Genomic DNA, 16,109 nt, shown 5'->3' on the forward strand with positions numbered 1-16,109 from the left:
GATCTTTTGTTTGTATTTAAAATTGATTGATCACTTTTCGAATAGCAACCAGTTTTGTCAATAAATCTTCTAAATAATCCAAATGAAGCATATTGGCTCCATCCGATTTTGCGTTTGCCGGATCAGGATGAGTTTCGATGAAGATTCCATCCACACCAACGGCAATACCTGCTTTAGCTACAGTTTCGATTAATTCCGGACGACCACCGGTAACTCCATTTGTTTGGTTTGGTTGTTGCAACGAGTGAGTAATGTCCAAAACTACAGGGCAGTTATTCTCCTGCATCACAGGAATCCCTCTGTAATCGATAATCATATCCTGATACCCGAACATATTTCCTCGATCTGTTAAGATCACTTGGTTATTTCCCGATTCGCGCACTTTATTTACAGCAAATTTCATCGATTCAGCAGAAAGAAACTGGCCTTTTTTAATATTCACAACTTTTCCTGTTTCCGCTGCGGCAACCAGTAAATCAGTTTGGCGGCATAAAAAAGCAGGAATCTGCAAGACATCAACATAAGCTGCAGCCATTGCGGCCTCTTCAGCAGTGTGAATATCTGTAACAGTAGGTACGCCAAAAGTATCGCTTACCTTTTTCAGGATTTTTAAAGCTTTTTCATCACCAATACCTGCAAAAGAATCTAATCTGGATCGGTTTGCTTTCCGGTATGATCCCTTAAAAATGAAAGGGATTTCAAGCTTATCAGTAATCTGAACAATTCGCTCAGCAATTTTCATAGCAATTTCTTCACCTTCAATGGCACAAGGACCGGCCAAAAGAAAGAAGTTACCACTTTCTGTATGTTTTATATTTGGAATATTTTCTATCATGATGTTCTAAATTTATTTTGGGCAAAAGTAACAATTTTTGCTTGTTTAAGCAGAAATTAAAACCTGTTCTTCCACCAGCTTCTTAATCTTTCCCAAATTTTTAATTCCTGAGCATTTTGCTGTGGTATGTACAATCTTTGAGTTTTTATTTGATCCGGAAGGTATTGCTGATCCACAAAATTACCCGGATAATCGTGGGAGTATAAATAGTCTTTTTTGTAACCCAGATCTTTCATTAGTTTGGTTGGAGCATTTCGTAAATGAAGTGGCACTGGTAAATTTCCAGTTTCTCTAACCAATGCCTGAGCTCTGCTGATTGCCATGTAGGAGGCATTACTTTTGGGTGAAGTTGCCAGATAAATGGCTGTTTCGGATAAAATAATGCGTGATTCAGGCATTCCAACCAAATTAACCGATTGAAAACAGGCATTTGCAAGCAAAAGGGCATTCGGGTTTGCCAGTCCAATATCTTCACTTGCCGATATTACCAGTCTTCGGGCAATAAATTTTGGTTGTTCACCTCCTTCTATCATTCGGGCCAGCCAATACACAGCAGCATCAGGATCTCCGCCACGAATTGATTTTATTAGAGCAGAAGCAATGTCAAAATGCTGTTCTCCATCCTTATCATACATCGAGGGGTTTTCCTGCAACTCTCTGGTCACCATCTCGTTGGTAATGCTTATTGATGTGGTATTTTGAGAATTCACAACCAATTCCAGAATGTTTAAAAGTTTTCGGGCATCTCCACCTGAAAATTTTAGCAGAGCATCTTTTTCAGGAGTAAGAATTTCTTTTTCTTTTAGGTAGCTGTCGTTGGCAACTGCATAATCAATCAGGGCTTCCAAATCTGCTTTCTCCTGAGCCTTTAGCACATAAACCTGGCATCTTGAAAGCAAAGGAGATATAACTTCGAAGGATGGATTTTCTGTTGTTGCTCCAATCAAAGTTACGGTTCCGTTTTCAACAGCTCCCAATAATGAATCCTGCTGCGATTTACTGAATCGATGAATTTCATCAATAAATAAAATGGGATTCGGAGTATTAAAGAATTTTTGTTTTTCAGCTTTGGAAATTACTTCCCGCACATCTTTTACTCCCGAATTTACAGCCGAAAGAGTATAGAATGGCCGGTTGAGTTGTTTGGCGATGATTTTGGCCAAAGTTGTTTTACCAACACCGGGAGGTCCCCATAAAATGAATGAGGACACATTGCCTGATTCAATCATTTTACGTAAAACGGCGTTTTCCCCGACCAAATGTTTTTGACCTAGATAATTTTTCAGATCAGTGGGGCGTAATCGTTCAGCTAAGGGTTGATTGGGAGTCATGTATTTTGTATTCTGTTTGTTATGCTTGGTCTAGTCTTTATTGCAGTATCTTTTAATTACGTTGTAAGCATCAATTAAGCCCAATTCGCCGGCCTTACTTAAATCTTCGTAAGCCAGATCTTTCTGATCAAGAAATAGATAGACCAAACCTCGGTTATAGTATGCCTCAGTAAAATTAGGATCCAGTTGAATCACCCAATCGTAATCGGCAATAGCCTTTTTAAATTGTTTCGATTTGGCATATGCGTTACCTCGATTGTATATGGAAAACAAGAAGGATGGATCGAGTTGTATTGCCTTTGTGTAATCGGCAATAGCACTGCTGTAATCCACAATTGTCTCTTTTTTCTTTTTCTTTTGTTCCGGATCAAGATTAAGTAACGATTCTCCTGTTTCACCAATGGATTGAATGTAATCAGTCATAGCAGCAGATGCATTCGCACGATTGAAATAAGCAAAGCAAAAATCGCTTTTATTCTCAATTGCGATACTAAAATCCTCAATTGCCTTATTAAATTTCTTGTCTAACAGATAGTAGGTTCCACGTTGAAAGTAGCCATCGGCATTCTTTGCTTCAATCTTAGAATTGGCATTCGCAATTTGTTCGTCAATTATTTTCTTAGGGTATTTAAAATGTCTGTTATTAATTGTAAATGCCGGATTGTAATTTTGTTTTTGATTGTAATTCATTATTGCCTGATCGTAATATTGAACCTTACCGGCTCGTAAAGTATCAAGATCCAAGTGAGTAATGTGAAAATTATCTTCTAATTGTATGGTAACATATTTATCCTGAACACGACCTTTAATGATGTCCTCGGTAAAGGATTCCCTTGAATTTAAGTCGATTAGTTTTTGGAAATTCTCAGTTGTATCAACAAAGGCCGACATGGCTCCTTCATTTTTCATTTTTTTATAGCGCTCGATAATGAGCAAAGCCTGATTTCTGTCCTGAATTGAACCATCAATATTATTCAATTGCCGTTTTGCCGAAGATCTTGCCAAATATGCTTTTGCAAAATCAGGATAAATTTTAATAGCTGTTGTGTAATCTGCAATAGCCCCCTTAAAATCTCCAATGTCCATTTTAACAAATCCCCGGTTAAAATAAATAAGCATGTTATCGGGATTCATTTCCAAAACATTATTAAAATCCTCAATGGCTGAATTGTAGTCACCAATTTCAGATTTTAGTAAAGCTCTGTTGTAGTAACAGTGTGCATTGTTTGGATCCAACTCCAGAACCGTATTGTAATCTTCAAGAGCTCCTTTGGGATTTTTATTTGCATAATTGGCAATCCCTCTACTCATGATTACCCGTGTGTTTTCCGGTTCTATTTTAAGAGCCCGGTCGTAATCTTTAATGGCCTCATCGTATTCCTTTTTCTTGAATTTTAAATAGCCTCTATTTCCAAATGCATCTGCCGAAAACTCGTTCAGTTGAATGGCTTTACTGCAATCTTGAATTGCCCCATCTGTATCTCCAAGATTATCGCGGACAATTGATCTGTTAAGATAGGCACCCATTAACTCAGGATCTATTTGAATGGCTTTTGAATAATTGGCATTGGCTTCGTTGAATTTTTCAAGAGCAGCTAAACTGTTCGCTTTACTGAAATAGATATTCGCATTGTTAGGTTTGAATTCCAAAGCTTTTTCAAAATCTTTTAAAGCTCCCTGATAGTTTTTTAACTGATATTGGGCGATGCCCCGATATAGATAAGCAAAAGTGTAATTTGGATTCAATTCCAGAGCTTTTGTATAGTCAACAATTGCACCGTTAAAATCTTCGAGCTGCGATTTTGCCAGTCCTCTGAAAAAAAATGGTTCAGGAAGGTATGGCTTAACCCGAATAATATCATTAAACTTTGTGATTGCTTCGGTATAATCATCAAACTGAATAGCACTTCTACCTTTATCGAATATATTTTCGGTGTTTAATTGTGCGCTAAGCTCAGAAGAGGTTAAACTGAATAGGAAGAGAATCAAAAGAGTTATTCTGGGCATTCTATATGTTTTTATGAGTAAAAGTTATTCGGATTACAAATTTAAGAAATAATATACTCCTTCTTTTAAATAATCACTCTATATAACAAAAAACACGCCAAATGATTTCCATTTTTTCTTAAAAAGCCTTAAATTAAGAATAGAGCTTAAACTAATTATAGGAGGTTGAAATGAATAATATTCTGTTAAAGTACATGGAGAATCGGTTTCAATCCAAAATAATTGATCCCCGAAGGGGTGTTTTTTGTGAAGGACCGGTAGTTACTATTTCACGGGAGTGTGGCTGCACCGCAATAAATATTGCAAATATAATGGCGGAAAAGCTTACCCTAAAAACGGGGAATAAGTGGACTTGCTTAACCAAGGAAATTCTTGAACAATCTGCAAAAGAATTGAATTTAGCGCCTGAGAAAATTGAATATGTTTTTAATTCGAAGGAAAAATCTACCTGGGATGAAATTTTAGCCGCTTTGTCGAGTAAATATTATCAAAGTGACCGTAAGATTAAAAAGACTATTTCGGATGTTGTTCGGGCATTAGCATCCAAAGGGAACTGCATTATAATTGGTAGAGGGGGAGTCGTTCTTACACAGAATATTGAACGGTCGTTTCATATTAAGCTTCATGCTCCATTGGAATGGAGAGCTGCACAATTGCAGGAAATTTACAAGTTGAGTATGAATGAAATGTTGTCTTATGCAAAGGAGATTGATAAGAAAAGAGAGATTTTAAGAAACTATTTTAATAAAGAACCTCTTTCCACTACCGTTTTTGATGTGATTTATAACTCGAAAAATTTATCAGATGAGATGATTGCTGAAGCGAGTATTCATATGATGGAGATGAAAGGAGTGCTTGGCAAACACATCGTAATGAGATAAAAAGGGAATAATGTAATTTTTTGGAGAAATTAACTTTAGGTTGATTTCTCTTTTTTATGCGCTATATTTTTAATTTATAGTTAATATAACTCGTATTGATAGTATTTCATCGAAAAAATGAATGAAAACAGGCTGTTGGCTTGCTTGTAATCGTGATTTTATTACTTTTGCAACCGTTTGAAAAGAGAATATTAAAGCAAAATATGATGAAAATTAAATTCCTTAGCGTATTGCTTTTAGCTACAGGCATGTTACTGTCTACCACAGTTAAAGCAGAGAAAAAAGAAAAAGAGGAGAAGAAAGAAGGTTATGTTTTTACTGATGTTAAAAGATTACCTGCTACTTCTGTAAAAAATCAACACAGATCTGGTACCTGCTGGTCATTTTCAGGATTATCATTTATCGAATCAGAAATGATTAGAATGGGAAAACCAGAAACTGATTTGTCGGAAATGTTTGTGGTTTATAACTGTTATTCAGATAAATCGATTAAGCATGTAAGATTAAATGGCAAATTTAACTTTGGTGGCGGAGGTGCATTTCACGATGTAACTTATGTGATGAAAAATTATGGTATTGTTCCAGAGAGTGTTTACCAAGGCTTAAATTATGGTGAAGAAGGACACACTCATGGAGAGTTGGATGTTGTTTTGAATGATTATGTTGAGGCGGTTATTAAAAATAAAAACAAAAAACTTACGCCGGTTTGGCACAAAGGATTTGATGGAATATTGGATGCTTATTTAGGAGAACTTCCTACCAAGTTCGATTATGAAGGAAAGGAATATACTCCAAAATCATTTGCCAAGGACTTTGTTGGTGTGAATCCTGATGATTATATCGAAATAACTTCTTATACTCACCATCCTTTTTATGAGAAATTTATTATTGAGGTGCCTGATAACTGGTTATGGAATGAGGTATACAATGTACCAATGAATGAGATGATGGAAATCATGGAAGGTGCAATTAGGAAAGGTTACACAATTGGTTGGGCTTCTGATGTAAGTGAAAAAGGTTTTGCATACCGAAAAGGTGTTGCAATTGTTCCGGGGGTAGATACAAAGAACATGACTGATTCGGAGATTTCTAAATGGGAAAATCTTTCGAAAAAAGAAAAAGATGATAAATTATTTGATTTTGACGAGCCTGGTACTGAAAAAGTAATTACTCAGGAAATGCGTCAGGAAGCGTTCGATAATTACAACACTACTGATGATCATGGAATGCATATTGTTGGGATTGCCAAAGATCAAAAAGACAACAAATATTTCATTGTGAAGAACTCATGGGGTATTGATAATAATCCTTACGATGGGTATTTTTATGCTTCTTATCCGTTTGTTGCGTATAAAACAATGTCTTTTATGATTCATAAAGATGCATTGACGAAAGAAATGAAAAAGAAATTGGGCTTGTAATTGCCTAATAATTATAATATTTGAACCCCGGTCAATTGGCCGGGGTTTTTGTTTTTTACATCTTTGTAGACCATTTGTTTTATATGAATGCTAATATTCTTTATCTTAGTGGCTGTTTATTACTGATAAATGAAATAAAAATCCACGTTTAACGGGATTTATAATAACTTGAATGTAAAGATATTAATTATGAAAAAGATTTTTTTAGTTGCAGTAATCTGTATGTTTTCAAGCGCATTGTTCGCACAATTATCTTCGCCGGTAAATTTTGGTTTACACGCAGGATTGGTTAGCACCAAAGCTGATACTGATATGGGAGGGGTATCAGGAATTAAAGAAAAAGCCGATAACGGAATGATGCTTGGAGCATTTTTACGAATTAATTTGAATAAATGGTATGTACAGCCAGAGTTGAATTATGTGTCCAGAAAATCTCAACTTGATATTCCTGGAGAATCGTATGATATTAAAACGAAGAGTTTGGATATACCTATGTTATTGGGTTACAAAATTGTAAAATTGCCAGCATTCAAATTAAGAGCATTTGCTGGACCTGTTGCATCTTTTAAAATTGACGATAGTCTTAAAAGTAGCGTAGAAGGAAAATTAGATGGAGATTTTAAAGGTGCTGTTTGGAATGCAAAATTTGGTGCCGGTGTTGATGTTTGGAAATTAACTTTGGATGTTGATTATGAAGTTGGTTTTTCTGATGTTGCGAATGACCTAAAGCAAAATATGGTAAATGTAACTTTAGGATTTAAAATCTTCTAAATTACTTTATTAATGATATTAAAAACTGCTGATTTTGATCAGCAGTTTTTTTTTGTGCTGAATATTTTTTGTAATTGCTATATTTACGTTTCTTCTAATCTTCGTTTAAAACAAATTTCAGTCATGTTACTAAGTCCCGAAAAAAAGTTAGACCTTCTAAGAGTTCTGGATTTCCTTGCAGAACAGGATGTTGCATCTTTTCAGTTTTTAGCTGGGATTGTGAACGAAGTTAATTTTGCGAAAGGGGAAACGATATTTTCAAAAGGGGATTTGGGGGGAGCCGTATTTATTATTGCAAAAGGCTGTGTTCAGATTCATGACGAAGGGCATATTTTTATTGAGCTGAAGGAAGGGAAAAGTTTTGGTGAGTATGCATTGATAAAAACAGAAACACGTTCGGCTTCTGCAAGTGCCAAAAGCGATTCTGTACTTCTTCGAATTACCGATGATCATATTCAGTTGCTTGAAGAAGAATTTGATGTTCGGATAATTGATACCATTCTTAATCCTCTTCGGAACATTCGGAAAAGAATGGTGGTAAAAGATCTTCTTGAGGAAGAATTAACTCAACAAAAGGCTACCATCGAAAAACAGCGGAAAGAATTGGAGAGTTTGAATGCTACCAAAGACAAATTTTTCTCCATTATTGCTCACGACCTAAAAAATCCATTTGCTTCACTAATTGGAGCTTCCGATTTACTGGTCGAAAATGCTGATGAATTGTCTCAGGAACAAGTAAAAACTTTCTCCGGAATTATCAACAAGTCTGCTCGTCAGGCTTTTCGTTTATTAGAAAATTTGTTAACCTGGTCGCGAATGCAGACTGGTGCCATCGCATGGAAACCGAAAGAAATAGATTTATGGGATTTGGTGAACGAGGTTGTGATTTTGCATACCGGGAGCGCAGAAAATAAGGAGATCAATATAGAAGCAGTAATTGATGAGGATTTAAGAATTCCAGCTGATCCTAACATGATAAATACCGTTGTTCGTAATTTGGTATCCAATGCCATTAAATTTACTCCAAGAGGTGGCAGTATCACTGTTTCATCACATGTTACGCCTAATAAGGTTGAGATTTGGGTAACTGATACAGGTATTGGAATTGATTCTGAGGGAAAGAAAAAACTATTTCGAATTGATGAACAATTGATGAAATCGGGTACTGAAAATGAAACAGGAACAGGATTGGGGCTGATATTGTGCAAAGAATTTATTGAAATGCACAATGGGAACATTTGGGTAGAAAGTGAACCGGGGAAAGGTAGTTCTTTTAAGTTTTCGCTTCCTGTATCTTTATCTTCTTTATAATAACCTCTTAAAACATTTCACGTAACATCTGTTTGTATTCTTTATTTGAGTTGCATTGTTATACTTTAGGGCTTTCTTATTCTCTTAGTAAAGATTCTTGTATGAAGTATTTAAAGTACATCTTCTTTTTATTGTTTTTGTTTGCATCGATTAATGCTTATTCGATTGAACGAAAGAAAATTCTTGTTTTGCATTCTTATCATCAAGGCTTAAAATGGACTGAGAATGTTAATATTGGAATCCGGGAGGTGATGGATTCGTTAGGGAATAAGTTTGAACTGGACTATGAATACATGGATACCAAAAGGAATTCTTCCAAAGAGTATCTCGATAAAATAACTGAGCTTTACGATTTAAAATTACAGCGCGAAAAGTATGATGCAATTATCGTTTCAGATAATAATGCTTTGTCTTTTGTGAAAGAGAATAGAGAAAAGTTCTTCAAAAATACCCCCATTGTATTTTGTGGCATTAATCATTTTAAAGACGAAATGATTGAGGGATTAAATAATATTACAGGTGTTGCAGAAGAGGTTGACTGGGATGGGGCTATTGATTTGATTCTAAGAACCCGTCCCAATACAAAACACCTTGTTGTTATTAATGATGATAAAACCACTACGGCCAGATTAAATAAGCTTACTCTGCTCGATTTGGAAAAAAAATACGAGTCGAAACTACAGTTTACTTATTTCGAGGATCAGACTGTTGATGAGTTGGAGGAAAATGTTCGTAGCATTAAAGGAGACACGTGTATTTTACTTTTGACATTTAATAAGGATAAAAAAGGCAGGTTTATCAGTTTTCAGGATAATTTAGATTTATTCGTTCCTCAAAGTAAAGTGCCGGTGTTTATTACCTGGGCTTTTCTGATTAACGATGGTGTTGTTGGTGGAAAGGTTGTTAGCGGACGTCTTCATGGAAAAATGGCTGCCACTATGATTGATCAGATTGTTTCGGGAATACCTGCCGACTCAATTCCTGTTTATCGTAAGCCATTGGATAAGTATGTTGTTAATTATAATGAAATTAAGCGTTTCGGGATTAGTGAGAAGCTGCTTCCTGATAAAACATTACTGGTAAATGCACCTCAGTCTTTTTATAGTGAGAATAAAGAATGGATTCATTTAATTGGTGGGATTACATTTCTGGCAGCACTTATTATTTTGGTTTTATCAAGAGCTATTTTAAGACGAATTAGGGCTGAAAAAGCTTTAATTATTGAGCAAAACCGCTTGAAAATATCCGTAAAGCATGAGCGTTTAATTGGTTTAAAAGGACGTTTATTGAATGCATCCGAAGATTTTAAGAGCGTACTGGATGATGTTTTGAAATTGATGACCGACGAATTGAATGTAGCAAGAATAAGTCTTTATTCGTTAAAAGATTCAACCAATACCGGAGTTAAAATTAAAAGCAGGATCTCTTTAAAAGGGAAAAATATAAAGGATGTTAATCAGTTCTATTTTTCCGAAATTGATGAAATTATTTCACGGGTTAAAATGAATAAAAGTATTGTATCCCGCGATTTGTCAAATTTAACACAGAAAGAACAGGAATATTATAGCAGAAGAAATATTGGCGCTGTTGTTTTGCTTCCGGTAATGGTTGAAAATGAAGTGGTAGGTTTAATGGGATTTGCTCAAAATAAAGCTCATAGCTGGACCCGGGACGAGATTAGTATCTTTTTTTCGACTGTAAATATGATTGCGAATGCCTGGGAACGGAATTCTTTAATGAATGATAGAATTGAGGCAGAACAAAAGAATGTCGAAGCCTTAAGAATGCTGGAGCAGTCATCACGACTGGCTTCCATTGGTGTAATGGCTGCGGGAATAACACATGAAATTAATCAGCCCTTAAACACAATTAAAATAACTGCGGACAGTGTATTGTTTTGGCAAAAAAGAAATCCGGGACAGCTGCCTGAGATGTTTACAAGAAAAATTCAAACTATTTCTGAGGGAACATCAAGAATTGATTCCATAATTAAGCACATGCGGACTTTTTGGGAGAAGCCTCACATTTCAGAGGAAGAGATTGTTGATATGGTGGAAGGTGTAAACCGGTCTTTATCCTTGGTAAAAAGGCAGGTGTCGGATCATAGCATCGAATTAATGGATAATCTGCCAAAGAATGCAGTAAATGTGTACGCAAATTACATTCAATTTGAACAGATTGTAGTCAACCTGATTGTAAATTCAATTCACTCTTTGGATAAAGTTCAGAAAGAGAATAAAAAAATTAAATTGAATGTTTATCAGGATTCTAAGCATGGAGTTTTGGAGATTCATGATAATGGAACAGGCATTGAATCAAGCATTCGAGAGAAAATATATGATCCTTTGTTTACAACCAAAGGAAATGAAAGCGGCAGTGGCTTAGGGATGGCGATCGTAAAAACATTTATTGATCGATTTCAGGGAGAAATATCAGATTACAATAATGAAGATGGCGGGGCAAGTTTTATTTTACGTTTTAAATTGAAGGAAAATAGTTAAAGCTGTAGAGTGAAGATTGATTGGCAAAGAGGAGAGTACTGTAAAAAATAAAATCAGAAAGAAAATGAAAATTCTTATTGTTGATGATGACATATCGAGTGGAACGGCAGTTGCTGAATTTATTGAGGAGCAATTGGCTTATTCTATTCATCTGTGTCATAATGGCGAAGAGGCATATAATTCTTTGAAGAATGAGGATTTTCAGATGGTTATTTCAGATCTGAGAATGCCTGGAATTTCAGGTTTGGATTTGCTGAAAAAAATAAAGCTTTTACCCAAAGGGGATGAAATTGAGGTCGTAATTATGACTGGTTTTGGTGATATGGAAAGTTCCATTGAAGCATTACGAGGCGGAGCATATGATTATCTGTTAAAACCGGTTAATATCGAAGAATTAGCTATTTTAATTGAGCGGGTTGCCGAGAAAATTCAATTGAAAGGCGAGAACAAGGATCTTAAAGAAAATATAAAACAAACAATCTCTCACGTTAGGAGAGAGGAAGCCGAGCGAATTCAATATTACGAAACTACCATTCGTGAGATTACAAGCGTTGGTAAAATTGGTGTTTTTTCGGATGTTATGCGGGGAGTGGTGCGTATGGCAGAGCAATTTCATGAAGATCGTTCGGTGCCGGTTTTAATTGAAGGAGAAACAGGAACAGGGAAAGAGGTTGTTGCGCGTTTGGTTCATTTCGGAAAATCGAGCGATGTTACAAAGCCATTTATTTCGATCAATTGTTCGGCAATTTCACCTGCACTATTTGAAAGTGAATTGTTTGGGTACGACGAAGGAGCTTTTACAGGCGCTCGTAAAGAGGGAAAGCCCGGCAAGCTGGAGTTGGCACAGGGAGGAACTTTGTTTTTAGATGAAATTGGTGAAATGCCATTGGATATGCAGCCTAAATTATTGCGCGTACTGCAACAGAGAGAAATGTATCGGGTTGGTGGAAGCAAACCTATTGAATTGGATGTTAGAGTAATTTTTGCCACCAACAGGAATCTAAAAGAAATGGTGGCCGAAAAAACATTTAGAAGTGATTTGTATTATCGTTTAAATACCGGACGATTGTATATTCCTCCTTTGCGGGAAAGAAAAGAAGCAATCTTATCTTTTTCTCAAATTTTTTTAGATCAGTACTCGAAGAAGCGGAACCGAAAGTTTAGATTCATAAGTAAGGATGCTAAAAAATTGATGCAGGATTATGCATGGCCAGGTAATATCAGGGAACTGAAAAATACAATTGAGAGGGCAACTTTACTTTATAATGATTTAGAATTAAAGCCCGAACACCTGAGGTTTTTGCAGGCTGATGATAATGAATTTGAACCTACAGAACAGCCAATTGTTTTGGGGCGCATTGTTTTACCCGATGATGAATTACGGATTGAACAATTAGAACTTGAAATTGTTAGGAAAGCATTAAAAAAGTTCGATGATAATAAATCAAAAACAGCTGAATATTTGGGAATCACCAGAAGTGCACTTCGCAGTAGAATGAATAAATTATAAGTACAGTTGAGGTTCGAATTTATCAGGTATTTTCTTTCCCTAAACAGCTCGTAATAATTCCATTTCGGGTGTGATTTTTTTCCCCATATGTGTATTTTTTTCACATGCCTTTTGATGATTAAAAGTGTTTGAAATGAGATACTTGTTCGTTTTTGAAACAGATTGTATGAAAGCTGTTCAAAATTGAACATTACTGGTGTATTTATCAATTCTGCGGATTCTTAGTAAGGAGCTTGTTGTCAGGGCATTGTGTTTTTGTGCTTATGTGATCTCTATTTTACAGTTTTTTGGCATTCCTTTTGCGTTTAAACGGCTGATGTTTCATTTAAATCTAAAAGGCATGGAAGTAAGGACTGATACACAAATTAAGAAGATCAATTTCAGGAGTGATAAGAAGAACCTTTTGGAATCATTTTTATCGGGTTCTAATGATTTAGGCCACGAACCGTTAAAAGTGGATTATAAACTTTTTATTGAAGCTGCAAATAAAAAAAACGTTCAGTTTGAATTTATTCGTTTGAAAAGTTTTAATCTGGATAAAACATCATTTGATATTAGTAATGCTCAAAATGCGTTACTCGAAGCTGATTATGCTTTGGCAGATTCAGGAATGCTGATTATAGATACCCTGGATCAGGATGTTTTATTAACCGTTTTTCTGGCAGAAGTACTTCATGTTGTGATACCGGCAAGCAAAATTCTTCATTCAATGGACGATTTTGAATTAATAAAAGGAAAGCGTGCTATTGAGCTTGGATGTGGAATTGCAAGCGTTTCAGTTTCTTCTTCCGATAAAGGACATCGGTTTTCATCGAAAGTATTACGTACAATGGTTTATGTCCTCGAAGATATCTAGAAATTTTATCGATAATATAGAGGGGTGGGGAATTCGCCCCTTTTTTTAGTTGGGGACTTTATTAAGGGAGTCTGCAAAGTTCAGTTTTATTGTCATTTTGGGACTTGTCGAAGAATTTTTATCTTGAATAACATATGTTTCGTCTTCGCTCCAATAATCATAGTTTTTCATACGAATTGTTTTATTATGGGATTTCTATATCAAATTGCAGAATCCTTTCAACGAATGTAATTTAAGGATCTTTTATACAAAGAAGCATTACCTGAACTAGAAAAAATTCCTCAACAGAGTGGTATTATTCTATGGATATTGACCAATTTTAGTTTTCCTAGAAGAGAGCTGATTCCTTATCTGGCTGGAAGGAATCGAAAAGGATTAATATCCAAAAATGGAAATAGAAAGAAAGTGTTTTTTTTACGTTACAACTGTTTTATAAAAAACTAAAAAAATAGAAGGTGTATTCATTTGTAGGTATGTATAACGAGAGGTTAGTAATGCCAATTGTACTATTGGCATAAATTATATTTTGGAGCTCTTATCTTTTTAAACTATAATTCTGTATATCAGTATTTATTGTAAATCAAGAGGCTATCAGTGATGTGACAGCCTCTTGATAATAATTAGTTGTTTACTCCTTTATTATTCGATATGTTGTATTGTTGATTTTGATGATATAGATTCCGTTGTCAAGATTGCTAATGTCAATAATACTATTAATAACCTTTCCATTTGAAACCATTGATCCTGTTATGTTATAAATTTTATACACTTTAGCGCAAAAGTTCTTGTCAATATTTATTAATCCGGATGTTGGGTTTGGCCATGCAGATTTAAAAGTATTAATTGTAGGGGTGATGGATGTAGTAGCATCAATCGTCAGTGTTCCATCAAAATATGAGAATGTATAGTTGTTGTCAGTACCTCCTGATACAGTAATTTGGTAGTTGCCAACGTTACTGCTTTGTTTGGCAGTACATTGAGCAGTAGGTGGTGTATCTAAGTCCGTTTCGTTGTCCGTACCCACAAATCCCGAGTAAGCAACGGTGAAGACAGGATTCTCTTCACCGTAATTCTTGACCTTGTCGTCCGCAGTGGCAGATAACGTAGCTTTGTTAACGGTGAGTGTACCAGCGTTGTAGCTAAAAGTATAATTGTTATCCGTACCTCCTTCAACGCCAATGCTATAATCTCCTGCATTGCTCGACGCAGTAGCCACCGAAGCAGTAGGTGGTGTATCTAAGTCCGTTTCGTTGTCCGTACCCACAAATCCCGAGTAAGCAACGGTGAAGACAGGATTCTCTTCACCGTAATTCTTGACCTTGTCGTCCGCAGTGGCAGATAACGTAGCTTTGTTAACGGTGAGTGTACCAGCGTTGTAGCTAAAAGTATAATTGTTATCCGTACCTCCTTCAACGCCAATGCTATAATCTCCTGCATTGCTCGACGCAGTAGCCACCGAAGCAGTAGGTGGTGTATCTAAGTCTGACTCGTTGTCCGTACCCACAAATCCGGAGTAAGCAACAGTAAAAGTAGGATTGGTTTCACCGTAATTCTTGACCTTGTCGTCCGCAACAGCAGATAACGTAGCTTTATTAACGATGAGTGTACCAGCGTTGTAGCTAAAAGTATAATTGTTATCCGTACCTCCTTCAACGCCAATGCTATAATCTCCTGCATTGCTCGACGCAGTAGCCACCGAAGAAGCAGTAGGTGGTGTATCTAAGTCCGTTTCGTTGTCCGTACCCACAAATCCGGAGTAAGAAACAGTAAAAGTAGGATTGGTTTCACCGTAATTCTTGACCTTGTCGTCCGCAGTGGCAGATAAAGAAGCTTTAGCCACTGTCACATTTATATTTTCGGCAACCGTATTGTAATTACTTGCATTTGTTGGGGTAAATGTTAAATCAGCACTGTAAGTTCCAGCATTAGGAGTAATGGTATTATCATCATAGGCAAAGCTTCCGGCTACAGATGCTGTACCACCGCTTAATGTAGCCAATGACAGGTTTTCACCATAAGTTATTCCTGTTGCTGCAGGCCAAACGGTAACTGTTGGTGTTGCTTTAGCCACTGTCACATTTATATTTTCGGCAACTGTATTGTAATTACTTGCATTTGTTGGGGTAAATGTCAAATCAGCACTGTAAGTTCCAGCATTAGGAGTAATGGTATTATCATCATAGGCAAAGCTTCCGGCTACAGATGCTGTACCACCGCTTAATGTAGCCAATGACAGGTTTTCACCATAAGTGATTCCTGTTGCTGCAGGCCAAACGGTAACTGTTGGTGTTGCTTTAGCCACTGTCACATTTATATTTTCGGCAACTGTATTGTAATTACTTGCATTTGTTGGGGTAAATGTTAAATCAGCACCGTAAGTTCCAGCATTAGGAGTAATGGTATTATCATCATAGGCAAAGCTTCCGGCTACAGATGCTGTACCACCGCTTAATGTAGCCAATGACAGGTTTTCACCATAAGTGATTCCTGTTGCTGCAGGCCAAACGGTAACTGTTGGTGTTGCTTTAGCCACTGTCACATTTATATTTTCGGCAACTGTATTGTAATTACTTGCATTTGTTGGGGTAAATGTTAAATCAGCACCGTAAGTTCCAGCATTAGGAGTAATGGTATTATCATCATAGGCAAAGCTTCCGGCTACAGATGCTGTACCACCGCTTAATG

Annotated in this window: 11 protein-coding genes; 7 read left to right on the forward strand and 4 right to left on the reverse strand. The window is 36.2% G+C overall.

What is annotated here, in order from left to right:
• Positions 1-16: 16 nt before the first annotated feature.
• The 3 genes from kdsA to GQR60_RS05650 are packed head-to-tail and all read right to left on the reverse strand — an operon-like array spanning position 17 to position 4,173.
• Positions 17-835 carry a 3-deoxy-8-phosphooctulonate synthase gene (kdsA, locus tag GQR60_RS05640; protein ID WP_160463421.1) on the reverse strand — a complete coding sequence of 273 codons (819 nt, stop codon included), beginning with the start codon at positions 833-835 and terminating at the stop codon, positions 17-19.
• 56 nt (positions 836-891) lie between these two features.
• Positions 892-2,166 (reverse strand): replication-associated recombination protein A, encoded by a 1,275-nt coding sequence (locus tag GQR60_RS05645; RefSeq protein WP_124991986.1) that lies wholly within the window; start codon positions 2,164-2,166, stop codon positions 892-894.
• A 30-nt stretch (positions 2,167-2,196) separates the two neighbouring features.
• Positions 2,197-4,173 (reverse strand): tetratricopeptide repeat protein, encoded by a 1,977-nt coding sequence (locus GQR60_RS05650; protein WP_124991987.1) that lies wholly within the window; start codon positions 4,171-4,173, stop codon positions 2,197-2,199.
• A gap of 170 nt (positions 4,174-4,343) precedes the next feature.
• Here GQR60_RS05650 and GQR60_RS05655 point away from each other — a divergent pair, with 170 nt between their 5' ends.
• From GQR60_RS05655 to GQR60_RS05685, 7 genes are all read left to right on the forward strand, one after another.
• Complete coding sequence (locus tag GQR60_RS05655; protein WP_124991988.1) at positions 4,344-5,054, forward strand: cytidylate kinase-like family protein; 711 nt, start codon at positions 4,344-4,346, stop codon at positions 5,052-5,054.
• Between the two features lie 206 nt (positions 5,055-5,260).
• Entirely contained in the window at positions 5,261-6,475 is a 1,215-nt protein-coding gene (locus tag GQR60_RS05660; protein WP_225441349.1) for a C1 family peptidase, read from the forward strand.
• Positions 6,476-6,664: 189 nt separating this feature from the next.
• Positions 6,665-7,246, forward strand: a complete 582-nt coding sequence (locus tag GQR60_RS05665) for a porin family protein (protein ID WP_124991990.1) — start codon at positions 6,665-6,667, stop codon at positions 7,244-7,246.
• 12 nt (positions 7,247-7,258) lie between these two features.
• Positions 7,259-8,557 carry an ATP-binding protein gene (locus GQR60_RS05670; RefSeq protein ID WP_124991991.1) on the forward strand — a complete coding sequence of 433 codons (1,299 nt, stop codon included), beginning with the start codon at positions 7,259-7,261 and terminating at the stop codon, positions 8,555-8,557.
• 101 nt (positions 8,558-8,658) lie between these two features.
• The gene (locus GQR60_RS05675) at positions 8,659-11,058 is read left to right on the forward strand and encodes an ABC transporter substrate binding protein (RefSeq protein ID WP_124991992.1); all 2,400 of its coding nucleotides are present in this window, start codon (positions 8,659-8,661) and stop codon (positions 11,056-11,058) included.
• A 64-nt stretch (positions 11,059-11,122) separates the two neighbouring features.
• Positions 11,123-12,568 carry a sigma-54-dependent transcriptional regulator gene (locus tag GQR60_RS05680; RefSeq protein ID WP_124991993.1) on the forward strand — a complete coding sequence of 482 codons (1,446 nt, stop codon included), beginning with the start codon at positions 11,123-11,125 and terminating at the stop codon, positions 12,566-12,568.
• Positions 12,569-12,908: 340 nt separating this feature from the next.
• Positions 12,909-13,424, forward strand: a complete 516-nt coding sequence (locus GQR60_RS05685; RefSeq protein ID WP_160463422.1) for a hypothetical protein — start codon at positions 12,909-12,911, stop codon at positions 13,422-13,424.
• A gap of 628 nt (positions 13,425-14,052) precedes the next feature.
• Here GQR60_RS05685 and GQR60_RS05690 read toward each other — a convergent pair.
• Positions 14,053-16,109: MBG domain-containing protein (locus GQR60_RS05690; protein WP_148096533.1), on the reverse strand; the 2,057-nt coding region annotated here is incomplete at its 5' end.

Source organism: Labilibaculum euxinicum (assembly GCF_009795715.1).
Taxonomy (GTDB): Bacteria; Bacteroidota; Bacteroidia; order Bacteroidales; family Marinifilaceae; genus Labilibaculum; species Labilibaculum euxinus.

What these genes read in the sequence shown, in the direction of transcription:
- GQR60_RS05685 (WP_160463422.1), top strand. Translation starts at nt 12,909, where the DNA reads ATGGAAGTAAGGACTGATACACAAATTAAGAAGATCAATTTCAGGAGT.
- GQR60_RS05670 (WP_124991991.1), top strand. Translation starts at nt 7,259, where the DNA reads ATGATATTAAAAACTGCTGATTTTGATCAGCAGTTTTTTTTTGTGCTG.
- GQR60_RS05665 (WP_124991990.1), top strand. Translation starts at nt 6,665, where the DNA reads ATGAAAAAGATTTTTTTAGTTGCAGTAATCTGTATGTTTTCAAGCGCA.
- GQR60_RS05650 (WP_124991987.1), bottom strand. Translation starts at nt 4,173, where the DNA reads ATGCCCAGAATAACTCTTTTGATTCTCTTCCTATTCAGTTTAACCTCT.
- GQR60_RS05675 (WP_124991992.1), top strand. Translation starts at nt 8,659, where the DNA reads ATGAAGTATTTAAAGTACATCTTCTTTTTATTGTTTTTGTTTGCATCG.
- GQR60_RS05645 (WP_124991986.1), bottom strand. Translation starts at nt 2,166, where the DNA reads ATGACTCCCAATCAACCCTTAGCTGAACGATTACGCCCCACTGATCTG.
- kdsA (WP_160463421.1), bottom strand. Translation starts at nt 835, where the DNA reads ATGATAGAAAATATTCCAAATATAAAACATACAGAAAGTGGTAACTTC.
- GQR60_RS05680 (WP_124991993.1), top strand. Translation starts at nt 11,123, where the DNA reads ATGAAAATTCTTATTGTTGATGATGACATATCGAGTGGAACGGCAGTT.
- GQR60_RS05660 (WP_225441349.1), top strand. Translation starts at nt 5,261, where the DNA reads ATGAAAATTAAATTCCTTAGCGTATTGCTTTTAGCTACAGGCATGTTA.
- GQR60_RS05655 (WP_124991988.1), top strand. Translation starts at nt 4,344, where the DNA reads ATGAATAATATTCTGTTAAAGTACATGGAGAATCGGTTTCAATCCAAA.